Origin of the sequence: Paenibacillus sp. FSL R7-0273, from assembly GCF_000758625.1 — a bacterium.
Lineage (GTDB): Bacteria > Bacillota > Bacilli > Paenibacillales > Paenibacillaceae > Paenibacillus_AQ.
Genome location: NZ_CP009283.1, coordinates 2,770,644 through 2,789,073 on the forward strand (window position 1 = coordinate 2,770,644; position 18,430 = coordinate 2,789,073).

At 53.1% G+C, this 18,430-nt stretch carries 15 protein-coding genes and 1 riboswitch; of the genes, 14 read left to right on the forward strand and 1 reads right to left on the reverse strand.

Going from position 1 to position 18,430, the window contains the following annotated elements:
• Window positions 1-99: 99 nt before the first annotated feature.
• The 4 genes from R70723_RS11705 (at window position 100) to R70723_RS11720 (ending at window position 5,608) form a co-directional block, all read left to right on the forward strand.
• Window positions 100-1,065, forward strand: a complete 966-nt coding sequence (locus R70723_RS11705) for an ABC transporter permease (RefSeq protein WP_039872186.1) — start codon at window positions 100-102, stop codon at window positions 1,063-1,065.
• 13 nt (window positions 1,066-1,078) lie between these two features.
• Entirely contained in the window at window positions 1,079-1,948 is an 870-nt protein-coding gene (locus tag R70723_RS11710) for a carbohydrate ABC transporter permease (RefSeq protein ID WP_039872189.1), read from the forward strand.
• Window positions 1,949-1,996: 48 nt separating this feature from the next.
• Window positions 1,997-3,670: an extracellular solute-binding protein gene (locus tag R70723_RS11715; protein WP_039872191.1), complete on the forward strand. Its 1,674-nt coding sequence runs from the start codon at window positions 1,997-1,999 to the stop codon at window positions 3,668-3,670.
• Between the two features lie 84 nt (window positions 3,671-3,754).
• Window positions 3,755-5,608 (forward strand): DUF2264 domain-containing protein, encoded by a 1,854-nt coding sequence (locus R70723_RS11720; protein WP_039872192.1) that lies wholly within the window; start codon window positions 3,755-3,757, stop codon window positions 5,606-5,608.
• A 1,055-nt stretch (window positions 5,609-6,663) separates the two neighbouring features.
• Here the strand turns inward: R70723_RS11720 and R70723_RS11725 are convergent.
• Window positions 6,664-8,010, reverse strand: a complete 1,347-nt coding sequence (locus R70723_RS11725) for an APC family permease (protein WP_047171104.1) — start codon at window positions 8,008-8,010, stop codon at window positions 6,664-6,666.
• A gap of 239 nt (window positions 8,011-8,249) precedes the next feature.
• Window positions 8,250-8,356, forward strand: a riboswitch (guanidine-I (ykkC/yxkD leader).
• 69 nt (window positions 8,357-8,425) lie between these two features.
• Between R70723_RS11725 and R70723_RS11730 the strand changes: the two genes are divergently transcribed.
• The 10 genes from R70723_RS11730 (at window position 8,426) to R70723_RS11775 (ending at window position 18,237) form a co-directional block, all read left to right on the forward strand.
• Complete coding sequence (locus R70723_RS11730) at window positions 8,426-9,142, forward strand: urea amidolyase associated protein UAAP1 (protein WP_039872194.1); 717 nt, start codon at window positions 8,426-8,428, stop codon at window positions 9,140-9,142.
• Entirely contained in the window at window positions 9,142-9,816 is a 675-nt protein-coding gene (locus R70723_RS11735; protein ID WP_039872196.1) for an urea amidolyase associated protein UAAP2, read from the forward strand. The genes R70723_RS11730 and R70723_RS11735 overlap by 1 nt, the downstream gene beginning before the upstream one ends.
• Complete coding sequence (uca, locus tag R70723_RS11740; RefSeq protein WP_039872197.1) at window positions 9,809-13,450, forward strand: urea carboxylase; 3,642 nt, start codon at window positions 9,809-9,811, stop codon at window positions 13,448-13,450. The genes R70723_RS11735 and uca overlap by 8 nt, the downstream gene beginning before the upstream one ends.
• On the forward strand, window positions 13,447-15,198 hold the full coding sequence (locus R70723_RS11745; protein ID WP_039872198.1) for an allophanate hydrolase: 1,752 nt from the start codon (window positions 13,447-13,449) through the stop codon (window positions 15,196-15,198). Before uca ends, R70723_RS11745 begins: the two co-directional genes overlap by 4 nt.
• A 93-nt stretch (window positions 15,199-15,291) precedes the next feature.
• Window positions 15,292-15,471, forward strand: a complete 180-nt coding sequence (locus tag R70723_RS11750) for a hypothetical protein (protein ID WP_039872199.1) — start codon at window positions 15,292-15,294, stop codon at window positions 15,469-15,471.
• 210 nt (window positions 15,472-15,681) lie between these two features.
• Complete coding sequence (locus R70723_RS11755) at window positions 15,682-15,990, forward strand: PadR family transcriptional regulator (protein WP_269322741.1); 309 nt, start codon at window positions 15,682-15,684, stop codon at window positions 15,988-15,990.
• A complete protein-coding gene (locus tag R70723_RS11760; RefSeq protein ID WP_039872201.1) occupies window positions 15,987-16,334 on the forward strand; it encodes a DUF1048 domain-containing protein in 348 nt (115 codons plus the stop codon). Before R70723_RS11755 ends, R70723_RS11760 begins: the two co-directional genes overlap by 4 nt.
• An 11-nt stretch (window positions 16,335-16,345) precedes the next feature.
• Window positions 16,346-16,696 carry a DUF1048 domain-containing protein gene (locus R70723_RS11765; RefSeq protein ID WP_039872203.1) on the forward strand — a complete coding sequence of 117 codons (351 nt, stop codon included), beginning with the start codon at window positions 16,346-16,348 and terminating at the stop codon, window positions 16,694-16,696.
• A gap of 15 nt (window positions 16,697-16,711) precedes the next feature.
• The gene (locus R70723_RS11770) at window positions 16,712-17,470 is read left to right on the forward strand and encodes an ABC transporter ATP-binding protein (protein WP_039872205.1); all 759 of its coding nucleotides are present in this window, start codon (window positions 16,712-16,714) and stop codon (window positions 17,468-17,470) included.
• Window positions 17,470-18,237: an ABC transporter permease gene (locus R70723_RS11775; protein WP_039872206.1), complete on the forward strand. Its 768-nt coding sequence runs from the start codon at window positions 17,470-17,472 to the stop codon at window positions 18,235-18,237. The genes R70723_RS11770 and R70723_RS11775 overlap by 1 nt, the downstream gene beginning before the upstream one ends.
• Window positions 18,238-18,430 lie beyond the last annotated feature (193 nt).

Below are 18,430 nucleotides of genomic sequence, written 5' to 3' on the forward strand. Positions count from 1 at the left end.
AAAAACATCGTAGGATTTTGAATGTTCCTGCCGTCCCGGCCCGGTACAATCTATGTATAACCAATAAACAAAGAGCAACACGATAGGAGAGGAGTCTTGATGGAGATTACAAATGCAGCTCCGGCTGCAAGCCCTGCCGGACCAGAAGTAAAGGGAAGATTCAGCGGGCCGAAATGGAAACGCTTCAAAACAAATCTGCCCCTGTTGCTGATGTTCACGCCAGTTATCCTGTTTTACCTGATATTCCGGTATGCGCCGATTGGCGGGCTGGTCATTGCCTTTAAGGATTACAACTTTTATGACGGGATAATGAACAGTCCCTGGGTCGGCCTGCATTACTTTGAGGTGTTGTTTCAGGACCCCCGGACGCTGGAGATTATCCGCAACACACTGGTGCTCAGCCTGCTGAGTCTGGCCGTGGGCTTTCCGATTCCGATTATACTGGCGATCATGCTCAATGAAGTCCGCAGCATGGGCTTTAAGCGGACGGTCCAGACCATTGTCTATATGCCGCATTTCCTGTCATGGGTCATCATTGCCATGCTGGTATCGACAGCCTTTGCCATGGAGAACGGACTGGTCAACCGGGTCGTTGAGCAGCTCACCGGTGCAGCGTATCCGTTTATGTATGAGAAGCTCTCCTGGGTTTCCATTTTTATCGGATCTGGTATTTGGAAGGATATGGGCTTTAACGCGATTATCTTTTTGGCGGCCCTGTCTGCTATAGATCCCAGCCTGTATGAAGCATCGGCCATGGACGGCGGGGGGAAGCTGCGGCAAATCTGGCATATTACGCTCCCGGGGATTCGTCCTACGATCATCCTGCTGCTGATTTTATCCATGGGCCGGGTGATGGAGGTAGGCTTTGATCAGGTGTTCATGCTTCAAAATGCGAATGTGAATCAGATTGCCGATGTAATCAGCACCTATATTTACCGGATCGGTCTACAGGGTGCACAGTTCAGTCTGACGACAGCAATGGGATTATTTGAATCATTAGTGGCGTTTATCCTGGTATTCACAGCCAATACGATCGCCCGCAAATTTGATCAAGGTCTATGGTAAGGAGGAGCTACTTATGCGGGACAGCAGAAGTGAGAAAATATTCTATGCACTGAATTATATAGTATTGACCATTGTAGCAATAAGCTGCATAGCTCCTTTATTGAACGTAATCGCTTTATCGCTCAGCGGAGCGGATGCGGTGGCAAGCGGCAGAGTGACGCTCTGGCCGGTGGAGTTTAGCCTTTCGTCCTTTAACAGCCTGTTTACAGGGACACCCATCATGCGTTCCTTCTGGAACAGTGTGCAAATTACATTAGTCGGTACCGGGCTTAGTATGCTGGTTACCATTATGGCTGCCTATCCCTTATCCCGTAAGCAATTTTACAGCCGCCGCTTCTTTACACTGGCGATGGTATTCACAATGATCTTTAACGGCGGTCTGATTCCCAGCTATCTGGTCGTGTCCAATCTTGGCCTTGTGAACAGCTACGCTGCACTTTGGCTGCCCGGACTGGTCAGCACTTACAATATGCTGCTTATGCGCTCTGCCTTTGAACAGCTGCCGGGTGAGGTGGATGAAGCGGCAAAAATCGACGGCTGCGGTGAAACGGGCATTCTGCTGCGGATTGTTCTGCCGCTGTCCAAGCCGATGCTGGCAACACTAGCGTTATTTTACGGAGTCGCATACTGGAATTCCTTCATGAGTGTCATGATTTATATCAACGATACGGCCAAGTACAATATGACCGTGCTCGTGCAGAATATGATCAAATCCACCTCGATGATTCAGGATTTTGCGGACCCGACCATGCTGGCCACGATGACACCGGAAGGGATACGCTCTGCCGCCGTCATTGTCATGATTGTCCCGATTCTGGCGGTGTATCCGCTGCTGCAGAAGTATTTTGTAAAGGGTGTTATGCTTGGCTCAATCAAAGGGTAAAGGGCCGGCGTTCTCCATATTTATACTACATGAAAGTGGGGTTTCATCATGAGTTTAATCAATAAACTGCCTAAGCTTCTGTTCGTTGCAGGCCTGGGTGCCAGCCTGCTGGCAGGATGTTCAAGCAACAACGCTGATAAAGAGCCGGCGGCTGGAAACACAGCCACTAACGCACCTAAGGAGCGGGGGAATATCTCCTCTACCATCTATGACCGGGGATCGGTTCCGAACGGGATGGGCACGATTGAAGACAATATGTGGACCAAGTGGATCAATGAGAACGGACCGGCCAATCTGAAATTTGTGGCGATTCCGCGCTGGGAGTCACAGTCCAAGCTGAACGTGCTTCTGGCTTCGGGCAGTGCACCGGATCTGATCTTTGAATTCGGCACCAGCATCCGCAACCAGATGTTTGACCAGAAGCAGCTCATGCCGCTGGATGATCTCATCGACCAGCATAGTGTGGAGTATAAGGCGCTGCTGGAGAAATATCCTCAGCTGCGGCAGGCCGGGATCAAATCGGATGGCAAGCTGTATGAATTCGGCCGCATGAATGAGGTGTACCCGCTGGTGAGCGTGTTCATCCGCCAGGATTGGCTGGATAAGCTGGGACTTCAGGTTCCTACCACGGAGGAAGAGTTCCTGGCTGTAGCCAAAGCATTCACCGAGCAGGACCCGGACGGCAACGGCGTGGATGACACTTACGGGATCGGCGGGTTTGAATTCGGGGACAATGCCGGATTGTTCCGGTATATCTTTAATGCAAACTGGGTTAATCTCGGTGAGAACGGTGAAATTGAGGTCGGACCTGAACGCCTGAAGGCTGAGGCCGAATTCAAGCGGGAGCTGTACGAAGCAGGGGTTGTCGACAAGGACTTCCTGAGCGATAAGGACGGGTCCAAATCGAAGCAGGACTTCCTGAACGGTAAAATCGGAATCTACGCTTTTATGACCAATGATTATATGGGCTTTGCCTCACGTGAGCTGGATACATTGATGAAAAATGTACCGGATTCCAAGCTGAAGATTATGCCTCTGCCTAAGACTTCCGCAGGACAGTTCACTACAGTCTGGAACAATCCGGTGCAGATGACTGCTATTGTGAATGCCCGGGCCAAGAACCCTGAAGCTATTATGGAATATATTGATTTCCTGGTTAAGCCGGAGACCGGACGCACCTTCCGCTACGGTATTGAGGGAGAGCATTATAAGCTGGAGGCTGACGGCAGACCGGTCATTCTGGACCAGGAGAAATACAAGAATGAAGTAAGCTGGGCCAGCGACTTCGGTATGGTGTACAGCCGTCTGGAGGAAGGCAAATACGGTTATGCCGAAACCCAGTTCGACGAAGCCATTCCTGCCCAGAAGGAAGCGCTGCGCCTGTTCAAGGAAGCGGTGGATATGTATATGACCGATCTGCCGGTGGGCGAAGGCCTAACCCACTCCGAGCATATGCCGCAATTGCCGAAGGAGCTGCAGGTTAAATTCAGCAACGTGACAGCCGCTGTACATGATATCTACACAAGAGCGATTATCAGCGGAGGCAAATATACAGTAGAACAAGCTTCACAGGACGCGCAAAAGCAATGGGAAACCGGCGGCGGTGCGGAGATTGTAGACTGGTATAAGCAATGGTGGGATAAGGAAAAGGACAATGTGCTGATCTGGAGTGACTTCTATGAAATTTTTGAACAGCAGCAGGCAGCATTAAAAGCAGAATAATAGTAAACTGGAATAACCGCCACAGGAAAGCTGTGGCGGCTATTCCGTTAGTCTTGCCCATCAGGGGAAAGGGAGAACAAAGCAATGGCTATTAAGCAACCGGTCAGTGAAAATGCGTTACGGACAAAAGAGGATTTGATGGCGGCCTTCAGGCAGTTGACTGCTCCGCTGACACAGCTGTACAGCACCGGCGGAGCCCGCCTTGAAATCAGAGGCGCCGGTGCCGGGCATACGCAGGAGATCGCAGATATGGAGGGATTTTCCCGGATATCATGGGGACTGGTTCCGTATCTGGCAGGCGGCGGAGAAGAAACGGAGCTGAAGGAGATTTACCTGCGGGGTCTGATCAACGGAACGGACCCGGGGCATGAGGAATATTGGGGAGAGGTGGGCGATTACGACCAGCGTCTTGTGGAAATGGCGGCGATGGGTCTGGCGCTGTGCCTTGCCCCTGAGACAGTCTGGTACCCGCTTGATGCAGGGCAGCGCCGCAATCTGTACAACTGGCTGAATCAGATCAATGTACATCCCTGTCATGACTGTAACTGGCTGTTCTTTCAGATAATGGTCAATCTCGGCTTCCGGCAGATCGGTGAGCCTTACGACGCACCGCAGATGGAGCGGAATTTACAGCGCATCGACGAGTTCTATCTCGGAAACGGCTGGTACAGTGACGGCATCGGCGGACACAGTGATTATTATGGCCCGTTTGCCATTCACTTTTACTCGCTGGTTTATGTAAAGCTGATGGAGAACGAAGATCCGCAGCGCTGCTCTATCTATAAGGAACGTGCTCTGCTGTTTGCAGAGGATTTTGCGGGCTGGTTCGATGCAGACGGGTCTGCGCTGCCTTACGGGAGAAGCTTGTCTTACCGTTTTGCCCAGTCTGCCTTCTGGAGTGCCTTCGCCTATGCCGGCTTGAGCTCAGAGGCACTTACACCCGGTGTGGTGAAAGGTATGATCCTGCGCAATCTCCGCTGGTGGTTCAGCCAGCCTATCTTTGACAGCGCAGGTGTGCTAACCGTGGGCTATGCCTATCCCAACCTCGTTATGGCAGAGAATTATAATGCACCAGGCTCGCCGTATTGGGCCTTCAAAACCTTCCTTGTGCTGGCGCTTGAGACGAATTCCGGCTTCTGGATGTCCGCTGAGGAAGATATGCCGCAGCTGCCTGCCCTGTCAGTACAAGCTGAGCCGCACCTTGTCGTGTGCAGGGATTTGGATTCAGGTCATGTGGCAGCGTTCAACAGCGGACATCTTGGAACCAATGCCCATACGCACACTCCGGCCAAATATGAAAAATTTGTCTACTCGACCCGGTTTGGCTTCAGTGTGCCCAGAGCGGAATGGGGGCTTGAGCAGGCATCGGCAGACTCCATGCTGGCACTGAGCGAGCGGGATCAGCTGTTCCGGGTGCGGCGGGTCAATGAGGAAACCTGGATTTCCGGCAATGTGCTGTACGCCAAATGGCGCCCGTGGGGTGATGTAGAGGTTCAGACCTGGATCGTGGCCGGTCTTCCCTGGCATGTACGCATTCACAAGATCAAGACAGGACGGCCGCTGACTGCTGCGGAAGGCGGATATTCACTGGCTGCGAAGCAGGAGCAGCAGATTGAGAAGGCGGGAAATCCGGGCTTGTCGGTCCAAAATACCTTTGGCGAAAGCGGTGTTTGCAGCCTGAGAGGATACACCAAGGCACAGCTGGTCTATTCCAATGTAAATACCAATGTGCTGTATCCCCGCACGTCATTGCCGTCACTGCTGGCTGAGCTGGAGCCGGGAAGCCATCTGCTGATCTCCGCGGTCTGCGGAGCCCCAGCTGGCAGCCGCTCAGCTCCTCCGCTGGAAGAAGCCTTGGTCAGCCTTGGTATCACGCGGACTGCACAGGGGGTCACCATTTCCCGTGAGGGTCTGACGGACATTACGGTAGAAATGTAATATTGGTGAATGCAATACGTATGAAGGTCAAATTGACAATCCGCTGAGTTCAAATCTGTATACGTATGTAGAAAATAATTTTCTGATTTATGTTGATCCTAGTGGGCATAAGCGTTGAAAATGAAATTAGAAGTATGGAATCAGGTTCAGGATCATTTCCACCATCCCGAGGAGTAACGGGAGGAGCTGGCGGTGGCTCTAGTCCAAGTTCAAAAAGTTCTGTGACTAATAGTAAATCGAAAGCTATTTAGATTGAACTAATAATATTGCTGTTTTGGGATTGCATGTGACTCCAGAGAATGTTTGGACTTCCAGCCGCTGTTGTCTGCAGATTTCTTGATTTATACCGTTTTTAACGGTTGAAATCCGCAGACAAAGGCGGTCGCTACCGCTCCTCCAGTTCCAAAATTCCCCTCCGCCACTTTTCCCTTAACTTAAATTCTTAAGTTCAATCTATATAGTGCTATATAAACCGCAATTACGTTTATAACCTCAAGCAGAGACAATCTATCGCCTCTTTCCTTCTACTCGGTGCGCACTTGTCCTGTTTCGTAGTTAATTGCATGGCATAATGAATGCGACGGGCTGAAATAACTGTACTTTCTGCAATTAGACCTGGCTAATTAGCTACGCTGCAGGTTTTAACTGCACTCTATACATTTATATTTGCCAAAAACGCCCGAAACCGGCTTTTTTGAGGGAAATAGATGTACATAATACAGTTATCTCCTTAAAATGACTAAATTCCCCTGTTTTAATTGTACAAAGTACACTTAAAACTGATTTGACTGTGAACCGACTGACCGAGGTTAGCGTTTGGGAGGGGGGATCTATCCGCTGCCCAACGCTTTACCTAAGGCGGGAACAGGAGCCCTTTTGTTAGTCTCTTAATGATGTTCTATATAGTTCTGTAATATCTGACTCCACAAATTCAGCAGGTAAATTACAAGCACAGTTTAAAGATGTACCTCTGACTAAACATCGACATCGTATTTATTATTCTTAGTCGTACATAAAGGCTCAAACCGACCACGGTTTGAGCCTTTATGTACCTTTTATACCACTAGATCCTCAGCTGGAGGCTCCGATAGTATACGAGCCGGATTGTCCTTCGCATTGTATAATCTGCGGATTCCGTAATATACAAGACCCGCTGCCAACCAGCCGGCTCCGAGCATTAACGAAGCGGAATCCAGCAGGGCAATCAGATAGAGGACAAAGCCTGCACCGGACAGCGGGCAGATAAACCGGAAGAGGATGTCACGGGGCGAGCGCTGCTTCTGGCGGATCATGTAATGGGCGATGACGGACAGGTTGACGAACAGGAAGGCTGTCAGAGCGCCGAAGCTGACAAACTTGATGGCGGTCTCCAGGCTGATAAAGAGCGCAGATAAGGACACGATGCTCATAAGCACGATGTTAAAAACAGGAGTGCGGAATTTGGGGTGGACGGAGGCGAACCTTTGCGGCAGCAGCGAGGTCCGGCCCATGACGAACAGCAGCCGTGTGACGGTGGTCATGGAGGAGAGCCCTTGCGACAGAATCGAGAAAATAATAACAAAGGTGAATATGCCGGCCAGCAGGCTGCCTCCGATATTCTGCATCAGCTCATATCCGGCGGAGTCTACATTCACATAGGAGAAGCCGGGAGCGGTAAGCTGGATCAGGTACGCTGTAGCAAAATACATCACGCCAGCAGACAGGACAATTAACAGGATGGCCCGGGGGATCGTTTTCCTCGGGTCTTTTGTTTCCTCTGCCATGGTCGTAATAGAATCAAAGCCGAGAAACGAGAAGCATACGAGTGAGGCTCCGGCCAAAATAGCTGAGAAGGAGACGCCTTCCCGGGCAGCCAGAGGATTCAAATCTGCAGTAACACCGCCCTCCAGCGCTTTGTAGACAAGCAGTGCACAAAAGCCGGCGATAAACAGGATTTGCATAAATACGAAAAGCTTGCTGATATTCGCCAGCGGCTTAATGCCGATCACATTGATAATCATTACAATAAACGTCAGCAGAATGATCCATATCGAAGAAGGAACGGCGGGGAATTGGGCATTCAGGTTAACGCCGAACATGAGGACAGCTACGATGCAGGAAAATAAATAATCGAGCAGGATCGCCCAGCCAACCAGGAAGCCGAGAAACGGATTCATTGCTTTGGAGACGTACGTGTAAGCAGAGCCTGATACCGGAAAAGCCCGGGCCATCTGGCCGTAGCTGGCTGCCGTGAACAGAATGGCGATAAAGGCGAGAGCGTAGGCTGCAAGGAGCATGCCTCCTGAACTATCATGCAGCACCCCGAAGCTGGTGAAGAAAATCATCGGCGACATCCACGCAAGTCCCATAGTAACGACATGTGACAGGGATAAATCCCTCTTAAGCGTTATTGTATTTTTCATATGCTCTCCAGCTCCCTCTAATTCCCGATTGTAGACCGAATGTCATTACAGCTGACATGATTTTGAATGAGATGACTATAACAAGCTTTTTTTAAAGCTGTAAATAGGAACTTGTGTTCTGTTTTAATTAAAAACCTGACATCTACAATAAGTAAATCACAAAAAAATCTGCAATTTTTAATTTTCTTGTTGCCTATAGCTTTTTATTGTGTTAGACTTTGTAACATCAAAACCGAATACACAATGTCTTCTAGGGTTCCGGGATGTTCACATCCGGCTGGTCCGAGAGAAGACGCACCGGAGCCTGCAGGGCCGGTGTCCACGGCGGGATAAAAGCCCGGGAGAACTTTCAAAGCAATTGCTTTGAAGCTTCTCCCGGGCTTTTTTATATTTTCATAATCAAGGAGGAATCATCATGCTTACATTCACCATTCAAGCCGGAGGTAAATGGTCCGGACGCATTGCCAGAGGGAAATTAATCACGCTGACTGCCCATAATGACCGCGCCAATCTGTCCACACTCCTGTTCGATGCGTGGCAGCCTGCGGAACGGTACAACATGCCGGATACGCTCAAGGCGCAGCATACCGCTTTTTTGACAGCAGGCAATGTGCTGATGAGTGATCAGGGCAAGGTGCTTGCCTCTATCATTGAGGATTCGGTCGGCTGGCATGATCCTTTAGGCGGGTACTCAACCAGGCAGGCTACCGACGGAAAATACGGGCTGACCCGCTATCAGAACCAGCGGAATGAATGGTACCGCAGCGGTGAGGAAAATTTGATCGTCGAGCTCTACCGCAACCAATTGCTGGCGCGTGACTTGCTGCCGCCGGTTAACTTTTTCTCGAAGGTGATTTGTGAGCTTGACGGCTCTATGCACTATGTTCAGCAGCAGGCCGCCGGGCGGTCAGTGACGCTCCGTACAGAAAGTGATGTCCTGCTGGTATGCTCCAATACGCCTAACCCGCTGGACCCGGGCTCTGAATATCCGGATTCGTCCATCCTCGTTCAGGTAACAGATGCGGAAGCTGTTACGGAGGATGATGTCTGTGTTACACATTGTCCCGAGAACCGGAGAGCCTTTGAGAACACTTGGAATGTACATACCTTACTGAAAGGGGCGAATCTGTAATGACAACCTATTCTTTCGAACCGGCGTTAAGCGTACTTAATCCAGACGATGCTGTTTATAACAAGACGATTCCTGCAGGAGAAGGCTGGCTGCATGATCTGCTGCCGGGACAGATTTTAAGAATAGTGGATCTGGAGGGCAATCAGGCAGTGGATACCCTGTTTTATTCGGCAGATGAACCGGGCGACCATTACAGCGCAATCAGGACCATTTCCAGCCAGCAGAATCTGTACCTGACAACGGGCTCTGTCTTGCTGGCAGAATCGGGACGCGGGCTGTTGAAAATTACGGCAGATACCTGCGGCCGCCACGATACGATCGGAGGAGCCTGCTCTGCCCAGAGCAACACGGTACGTTATTCCCATGATACGCTGCCGATGCATAACTGCCGGGATACGTTCATGCTGATGCTGTCAGGCCGCCCGGAATACTCCAAGCGTGATCTTGCTCCTAACGTGAACTTCTTCATGAACGTGCCGGTTACCCCTGAGGGGGCGCTGACTTTTGCCGACGGTATTTCAGGCCCGGGACGTTATGTGGAGCTGACCGCCCTGGCTCCGGTTACGGTGCTCATCAGCAATTGTCCGCAGCTTAACAATCCGTGCAATGCCTATAATCCGACTCCGGCACAGGTGCTGATCTGGGATGGCAAAGGAGGGAATGACCATGTTTAAAAAGGTGCTGATTGCTAACCGCGGTGTCATTGCCGTACGCATCATCCGGACGCTCCGAAAAATGGGGATCGCTTCTGTAGCCGTCTATACGGAGACGGACCGCGACAGCCTGCATGTGGAGCAGGCAGATGAAGCCCTGCTTATTGGTGAAGGTCCGGCGAAAACGAGCTATCTTAATGCGGAGCTCATTCTTAGCAAAGCTCTGGAAGCCGGCGTGGATGCGATTCATCCCGGTTACGGCTTCCTCAGCGAAAATGTTGCTTTTGCCGAAGCGTGCAGTGAGAACGGGATTGCCTTTATTGGCCCTGACCCGGAGAACATCAGGCTGTTCGGCTTAAAGCATACGGCCAGAGCGATCGCAGAGCAGGCGGGTGTCCCGCTGCTTCCCGGAACCGGACTGATCAGCAATCTGGAGGAAGCTGTTATGAAGGCAGGGGAGATTGGTTACCCGGTTATGCTTAAGAGTACAGCCGGCGGGGGCGGAATAGGAATGCGGATCTGTTCCGGTGAAGAGGCATTAGTAGAAGCCTTTAATTCCGTGACCAGGCTTGCAGCGGCAAATTTCAATGACGGCGGTGTTTTCCTGGAAAAATATATCGCCCGTGCCCGTCATATCGAGGTGCAGATTTTCGGAGACGGGGCCGGTAATGCGGTCGCTCTCGGAGAGCGGGATTGCTCGGTCCAGCGCCGGAACCAGAAGATCATTGAGGAGACGCCTGCCCCGCTGCTGGCGGAGGAGACCCGCCGTTCGATGCATGAGAGTGCCAGGAAGCTGGCAGCAGAAGCGAATTACCGCAACGCCGGAACCGTAGAGTTTCTTTATGATTCCGCCACAGGCCAGTATTATTTCCTCGAGGTCAATACCCGGCTGCAGGTGGAGCATGGGATAACTGAAGAGGTATTCGGAGCTGACCTTGTGGAATGGATGGTGCTTGAGGCTTCCGGCGGGATTGGGCAGCTGCAGGAAAGAGTGAACAAGCCGCAGGGCCATAGCCTGCAGGTGCGGCTGTATGCGGAGGATTGCCATCATGATTTCAGGCCCAGTGACGGCCGGATCGACGGAGTTATATGGCCGGAAGGCACGCGGGTAGAGACCTGGATCCAGCCGGGACTGCAGGTAACAACCTTGTATGATCCGATGCTGGCGAAATTGATCGTACATGCGGATACCCGGGGCGAGGCCATTCAAGCGATGATTACCAGCCTGGAGCAGCTGCGTGTGTATGGGATTACTACCAATCAGGCGTATATTGCAGCCTTTCTCGGGACAGAAGATTTCTGCGCCGGCCGGGTCTTTACGAATATGCTGGGCGGCTATAGTCCTGCTGAACATGCAATAGAGGTTCTGGACGGCGGCGTTCAGACCACGGTGCAGGATTATCCCGGACGGACCGGCTACTGGGACATCGGGGTTCCTCCGTCCGGCCCGATGGATACGCTGGCGTTCCGGATGGGAAACCGGCTGCTCGGGAACAGTGAGCAGGCAGCCGGGCTTGAGATGACGCTCCGCGGCGGAAGCTACCGGTTCCGCGGAGACATCCGGTTCGTCCTGGCCGGGGCGGATATGGATGCCCGTCTGGACGACAGGCCGGTTGCGCCGTACACGCCGGTGCAAGCCTCAGCCGGAGCTGTACTGACACTCGGCGAGTCTGCACTCGGTATGCGCAGCTACCTGCTCGTCGCCGGCGGCTTCGATCTGCCGCTGACGCTCGGCAGCGCCTCGACCTTTACGCTGGGCGGCTTCGGAGGTTACGGCGGCGGAGCCCTGCGTCCGGGCTGCGTCCTCAGGGTTAACCCGGCCGCACCGCTGAACCGTCCGGTACCGGTGCGTCCGCTTCCTGAAGTGTCGCAGCCGGATATTTGCCGGGAATGGGCTATCGGTGTTATCCCAGGACCGCACTGCACGGAGGAGTATCTGCTGCCGGCCTACCTGGAGCAGCTGACCGGAACCGTCTGGGAGGTGCATTTCAACAGCTCCCGCACCGGAGTGCGGCTCATCGGACCGGCACCGCTCTGGGCCAGGGAGGACGGAGGGGACGCGGGGCTGCATCCCTCCAATATCCACGACAATGCTTATGCAATCGGGGCGCTGGATTTAACCGGCGATATGCCGATATTGCTCGGTCCCGACGGCCCGAGTCTGGGCGGCTTTGTCTGCCCGGTGACCACGGCTTCCGCGGAGCTATGGAAGATCGGCCAGCTGCGTCCGGGAGATAAAGTCTGCTTTAAGCTGATCACTGTTGAGGAGGCCGAGCAGCTTAGGCTGGCACAGGAGCTCTTTTTAAATGAAATCGGTGAAGAACATAGCGTGACAGAAGAGCTTAAGATTCCAGCACTGCCCGAACAGTCAAGCGGGCAATATATGCCGCTGCTTGCCTTTGAGGAACAGGGACGCCGCTTCAAAATCGCCATTCGCTGCTCCGGCGACGAGAATATCCTCGTAGAATACGGGGACCGCGAGCTGGATCTGCTGTACCGGTTCCAGGTCTACGTGCTGATGCAGGCCGTTAAGGACAATGGCAGAATTCCGTATATCGAGATGACACCGGGCATCCGCTCCCTGCAGATTCATCTGGACCGGACGAAGATTACAGTAAAGGAAGCAGCGGCAATTGTCCTCGATATCGACCTGAGTCTGCCGCCGCTGGATACGATCGAGGTGCCTTCGCGCAAAGTGAAGCTTCCTTTGTCCTGGGATGATCCGGCCACGCAGCTTGCCATTGAGCGCTACCAGCAGAACGTCAGACCGGATGCTCCCTGGTGTCCGAGCAATCTGGAATTCATCCGCCGGATGAACGGACTCGAATCCATCGACGAGGTCGCGGAGGTTGTGTTCAATGCTTCCTATCTTGTTATGGGCCTTGGAGATGTGTACCTGGGTGCGCCTGTAGCTGTCCCGCTTGATCCGCGTCATCGTCTGGTCACAACTAAATACAACCCCGCCCGCACATGGACTCCCGAGAACTCGGTCGGGATCGGCGGTGCTTACCTCTGTGTGTACGGCATGGAAGGGCCTGGCGGATATCAGTTCGTCGGCCGGACAGTGCAAATGTGGAACAAGTTCAGGGAGACCGCGAATTTTGAATCCGGCAAGCCATGGCTGCTGCGCTTCTTCGATCAGATTTCCTTCTATCCCGTGTCAGAGGCTGAGCTGCTGCAGATGAGGGAAGACTTCCCGCGCGGAGCCTATACAGTTCAAGTGGAAGAGACTACTTTTAATCTGGGCCAATATCTCGCCTGGCTTGATTCCTTTGAACAGGAAGCTGCGGAGTTCCGCAGCTCGCAGCAGTCTGCCTTCCAGCAGGAGCGGGAGCTGTGGAAGGAGCTGGGGATCGCCGAGCATCTGGCTGAAACGGAAGCAGCGGCTGGTCAGGCTGTTAATGTGCTTCCTGAAGGCAGCTCAGGTATTAACAGCCTGATGCCGGGAAGCGTGTGGAAGGTGATCGCCGGGCCGGGCCAGCGGGTGCAGAAGGGCGAGACTATTATAATAGAAGAAAGTATGAAAATGGAGTTCCCTCAGACGGCACCGTTCGCCGGTATTATTGCAAATGTGTTTGTATCACCGGGGGACCAGGTCCGGGCAGGCGACCTTATCGCGGCCATCTATCCGGAACAAGAGGAGGCGGCATCATGAGCGTAATGAATGTACCGTCAAAGCTAACCATCGGTGCTCTACAAAAGGGCTACCGGAACGGCCGGTTCACTTTATCAGAGGTGATGTCCGTAATCGTTGAGCGTTCGATAAGGGATAAGGATAAGGCCGTCTGGATTGTGCCGCCTGCGCTGGACCGGCTCGTGCCGTACCTGGAGCGCCTGCAGGAGATGGACCCGCAGCAATTCCCTCTATGGGGAATCCCCTTTGCCGTTAAGGATAATATTGAGGTCGCGGGCTGGCCGGTGACGGCCGGGTGCCCGGAGTATGCCTATGAGCCGGAGGGACACGCGGCTGTGGTAGAGCGGCTCGTTGCGGCAGGAGCCATCCCGGTGGGAAAAACCAATCTGGACCAGTTTGCTACAGGGCTCGTTGGCACGAGAAGCCCTTACGGAGCAACACATAATGCGCTCAGGCCCGAGCTGATCAGCGGCGGCTCCAGCTCAGGCTCGGCAGTGGCTGTTGCGCTTGGCCAGGCTGCGTTCGCACTCGGCACCGATACAGCCGGATCAGGCAGAGTTCCGGCCGCGTTGAACGGGCTGGTCGGCTATAAGCCGGCAGTCGGCGCCTGGCCTTCAGCGGGCGTAATCCCGGCCTGCCGCAGTCTGGATTGTGTTACCGTGTTTGCCCAAACGATAGAGGATGCAGAGGCCGTTGACCGGCAGGTGCGCGGACTCCTTCCGTCAGACCCTTATTCTGCTGATCGTCCGCTTGGGCGTGCGGTAACTCCTGAGATATGGCTTGTCCCGTCCGGGCCGCTGGAATTCTTTGGCCCATACGCAGCTGCTTATCAGCAAGCCTGGGAGCTTACGAAGCAAAATCTGCGGGACTCCGGGATGAACGTACAGGAAACGGATGTCAGTCTCCTGCAGGAAGCGGCAGCTCAACTGTATGAAGGACCATGGGTTGCAGAGCGGTGGGCAGATTTGGCGGATTTTATTGAAAGCCATCCGGGTGCTGCCCTGCCTGTCACGGAGAGCATTCTCCGGTCCGGTGCGAAGCCGGACTTTACCGCAGCTTCGCTGTTCCGCTCACAGCACCGGATTGCCGGGATCCGCAGACTGGTCCACGGCATGCTTAGAGGCGCTGTACTGGTGCTGCCGACAGCAGGCGGAACCTGGACACGCGGGCAGGTGACTGCCGATCCGGTTATAACCAACAGCAAGATGGGACTCTACACTAATCATTGCAACCTGCTTGATCTGAGCGCCGTTTCCGTTCCCGCAGGTGAGGCTGAGGAGAAGCTGCCTTTCGGCATTACTTTGTTTACAGTGCCTGAGGAAGAGGCGAATCTTGGAGCGGCGGCCCGTCTGTTCTCCAGCCAGCCGGATGACATCACAGTCGCGGTCTGCGGCCTTCATATGCGCGGCATGCCGCTGGAACGGCAAATGCTTGGCCTGGGAGCTGAGTTCCTGGAGGAAGCACAAACAGCCCCCATGTATCAGCTATATAAGCTCCCGACTACACCCGCCAAGCCCGGTCTTATCCGTGTGCCTCAAGCCGGAGCTTCGATTGAACTCGAGCTATGGAGCATGCCTGCAGCATCCTTTGGAGCATTCACAGCCATGATCCCGGCCCCGCTGGGCATCGGCAAAATTGAGCTGGCGGACGGGCGGCATGTATCCGGATTTCTGTGCGAAGCGTATGCCGTAGAGCATGCATCGAACATTACAGCAAGCGGAGGCTGGAGAGCGGCGGCAGCAGCCTCAAATGCTCAGGCTCTTTGCTGAACATATACGCATAGTTCCTAAGGTTGAGGCACACACTATCAGGGTGATTTACCAAAAAATGATTCGTGTACAGGATTAGGAGGCCCGGTGTGAATGTCCAAGAAAAAAAGCTACTATGCATTTGAGGATCCGCGCGGCACTACCATTGAATTTCAGGCTACCAGCCTGCAGCAAGCCATGGTGATCAAGAAGAAGAGGGCGCAAGAGATGGGGATTCCCAAAGAGGCCTTTGAACTTACAAGCATCCGCAAGAAACCAGTCCAGAGCGCCTAGGGTTGTATCAAGGCTTCCTCATAACTAAGATTGTTAAAGGACAATAGCATAGCTCCTTAAGAACCCGCGCATAGCGCGGGTTTTCTATTTTTAGGAAGCTGGCTATTGACATCAACACTACTTAGTGATACTTTATAGTAGTACTAAGTAATACTGCATACCAGTCATACAGAATAGTAAAGGATGATTACATTGGATAACCTGACAGAAATGCTCAAAGGCGTGCTTGAGGGCTGTGTCCTGGAAATTATAAGCCGCAAGGATACCTATGGCTACGAAATCACACGGCAGCTGAATGCCCTCGGCTTCGCGGATGTTGTGGAGGGAACGGTTTATACGATCCTGGTCCGGCTTGAAAAAAACAAGCTGGTTGAGACCACCAAGAAGCCCTCCGAGCTGGGGCCGCCGCGGAAGTTTTTCGCCATCAATGCTGCAGGGCGTGAGGAGCTGCAGAGGTTCTGGGACAAATGGGCCTTCGTATCATCAAAAATGAGCGAGTTAAAGGAGAGAGCGGAATGAATTTGTGGGAAAAGGTAACCGGCAGGGACATGACAAAAGAATTCAAAGCTTATGAAATTCGGGTAAAGGAGCTCCCTGCGGATTATCAGGCGGCATGGGCAGCTATCCAGCAAAATCTTTGGGCACATTCCGATTTCACCGGCCGTAATCTCATGCCGATCTTTGACGGAGTAGTTGGCCTGCTGGAGGTGTCGGCAGCGGATGGCCAGAGTGTCCAGGAGGTTTTGGGTGACGACATCAGAGGCTTCTGTGCAGCGCTGGCCGGCGAAGAAGGGGCAAAATCTCAACGCGACAAGTGGCGCGAGCAGCTTAACAATAGCATAGCCAAAAAATTAGGCAAATAGGAGGAAATAACATGAGCATACGGGATATGATCGAGGGCAGAAAAGAGTGGAAGGCGCATATGGCGCGTGTTAAGGCACTCCCGCAGGATTACCAGTTTGTCTATAAGGAGCTGCAAAAGTATCTCATGAAGGTCAGTCCGGTGGTGCTTGGTGAAGGGATGGAGCTGCTCTCGGGAATTGTTGATCTGTTTGAAGAGGGCGCTGCCTCAGGAAAAGGCGTGCTTGAAGTGACCGGCAAAGATGTTGCGGCCTTCTGTGACGAGCTAATTAAGGATTCCAAAACCTACGCTGACCTTTACCAGGAGGCGGTTGACCAAAGGACAGCCAAAGCAATGAAAGAGGCAACGGATAAACTGAAGTGAAGGGTGGATACCGTAATGGGAAAAGCAATTCAAGTGCAGGGCCTGCGCAAAGCCTTCAAGCATACAGAAGTGTTAAAAGGGGTCGATTTTGAAGTGGAGCGGGGTGAGATTTTCGCCCTGCTGGGCAGTAACGGCGCAGGTAAGACGACGATAGTCAGAATTCTCGCCACACTGCTCAGACCGGACGGGGGCACTGCGGCCGTTAACGGCTTTGACGTTATGTCAGAGCCCGGGAAGGTGCGGCAGGCAATCAGTCTGACCGGCCAATTTGCCGCCGTAGACGAGATGCTCACCGGCCGGGAAAATCTGATTATGATCGCTAGGCTGCGGCATCTGGACCAGCCGCGGCAAGTGGCTGAAGCTTTGCTGAACCGTTTCGGCTTATCAGATGCTGCTGACCGCAAGCCGTCTACGTATTCAGGCGGCATGCGCCGCAGACTGGATATTGTCCTCAGCCTTGTCGGGAAGCCGCAGATCATTTTTCTCGATGAGCCAACCACCGGTCTTGATCCGGAGGCCCGGATAGAGGTCTGGAAGATCGTGAGGGAGCTTGCTGCAGGCGGCACGACAGTATTCCTGACCACCCAGTATCTTGAAGAAGCAGAGCAGCTGGCTGACAGAATTTCCATTTTGCATGAGGGGCGGATTATTGCGGGCGGAACACTGGCAGAGCTGAAAAAGCGTTTTCCGGCTGCAAAGGTAGAATATGTTGAGAAGCAGCCGACCTTAGAGGAAATCTTCCTCGCAATTACCGGTAACAAGGAGGCTATCTGATGGAGACGGCAAAAAACCATTTTTTCAGCGACATGAGTGTGATGCTCGGCCGTTCGATGCGCCATATTGTCCGCAGTATGGACACTATTCTCACCGTTTGTATCACTCCAATCGCCATGATGCTGCTGTTCGTCTATGTGTTTGGCGGTGCTATAGAAACAGGTGCAGCTAATTATGTTAACTACCTGCTGCCCGGCATCCTGCTTATGGCGATAGCCAGCGGTGTGGCATACGTGGCTTACCGGCTGTTCCTAGATAAGCAGCGCGGCATTATCGAACGGTTCAACTCTATGCCGATTGCCCGTTCCGCTGTGCTGTGGGGGCATGTGCTGACCTCAGTGGTGTCCAATATCCTTTCAGTTGCCCTTATTATTCTCGTTGCCCTTCTTATGGGCTTTCGCTCTCCGGCGGGGATTCTGGCTTGGCTGGCTGTAGCAGGTATACTTGTGCTGTTTACATTGGCCTTGACCTGGATCGCAGCCATCGCCGGATTATCCGCCAAAACCCTGGAAGGCGCAAGCGCCTTTTCCTATCCGCTAATCTTCCTGCCCTTCATCAGCTCGGCCTTTGTGCCGACAGACTCGATGCCCAAAGCTGTGCGTGTATTTGCCGAAAATCAGCCGGTGACCCCTATTGTCGAAGCCATCCGCAACCTGCTGTCTGACCAGCCGGTAGGCACTGACATATGGGCCGCTCTGGCGTGGTGTACGGGAATCCTGGTTGTTGCTTATCTGTTCGCGGTTCGTGCATACAGACGGAATGCATAATTGGATAAGAATAAGACCCTGCCGGAATCCAAAGGACAGGGTCTTGTTTAATTGAATCCTGCTTTGATTAATAATCAAAGCAAACCTACGGATAACCTGTGCGCTGGACAATATGATGAAGCTTTATAAGTAACGCTGCTGTAAAGTCCCGGCCGGAGCCTTCCGGTCCGGGACTTTTTTGTGGAATAACGCA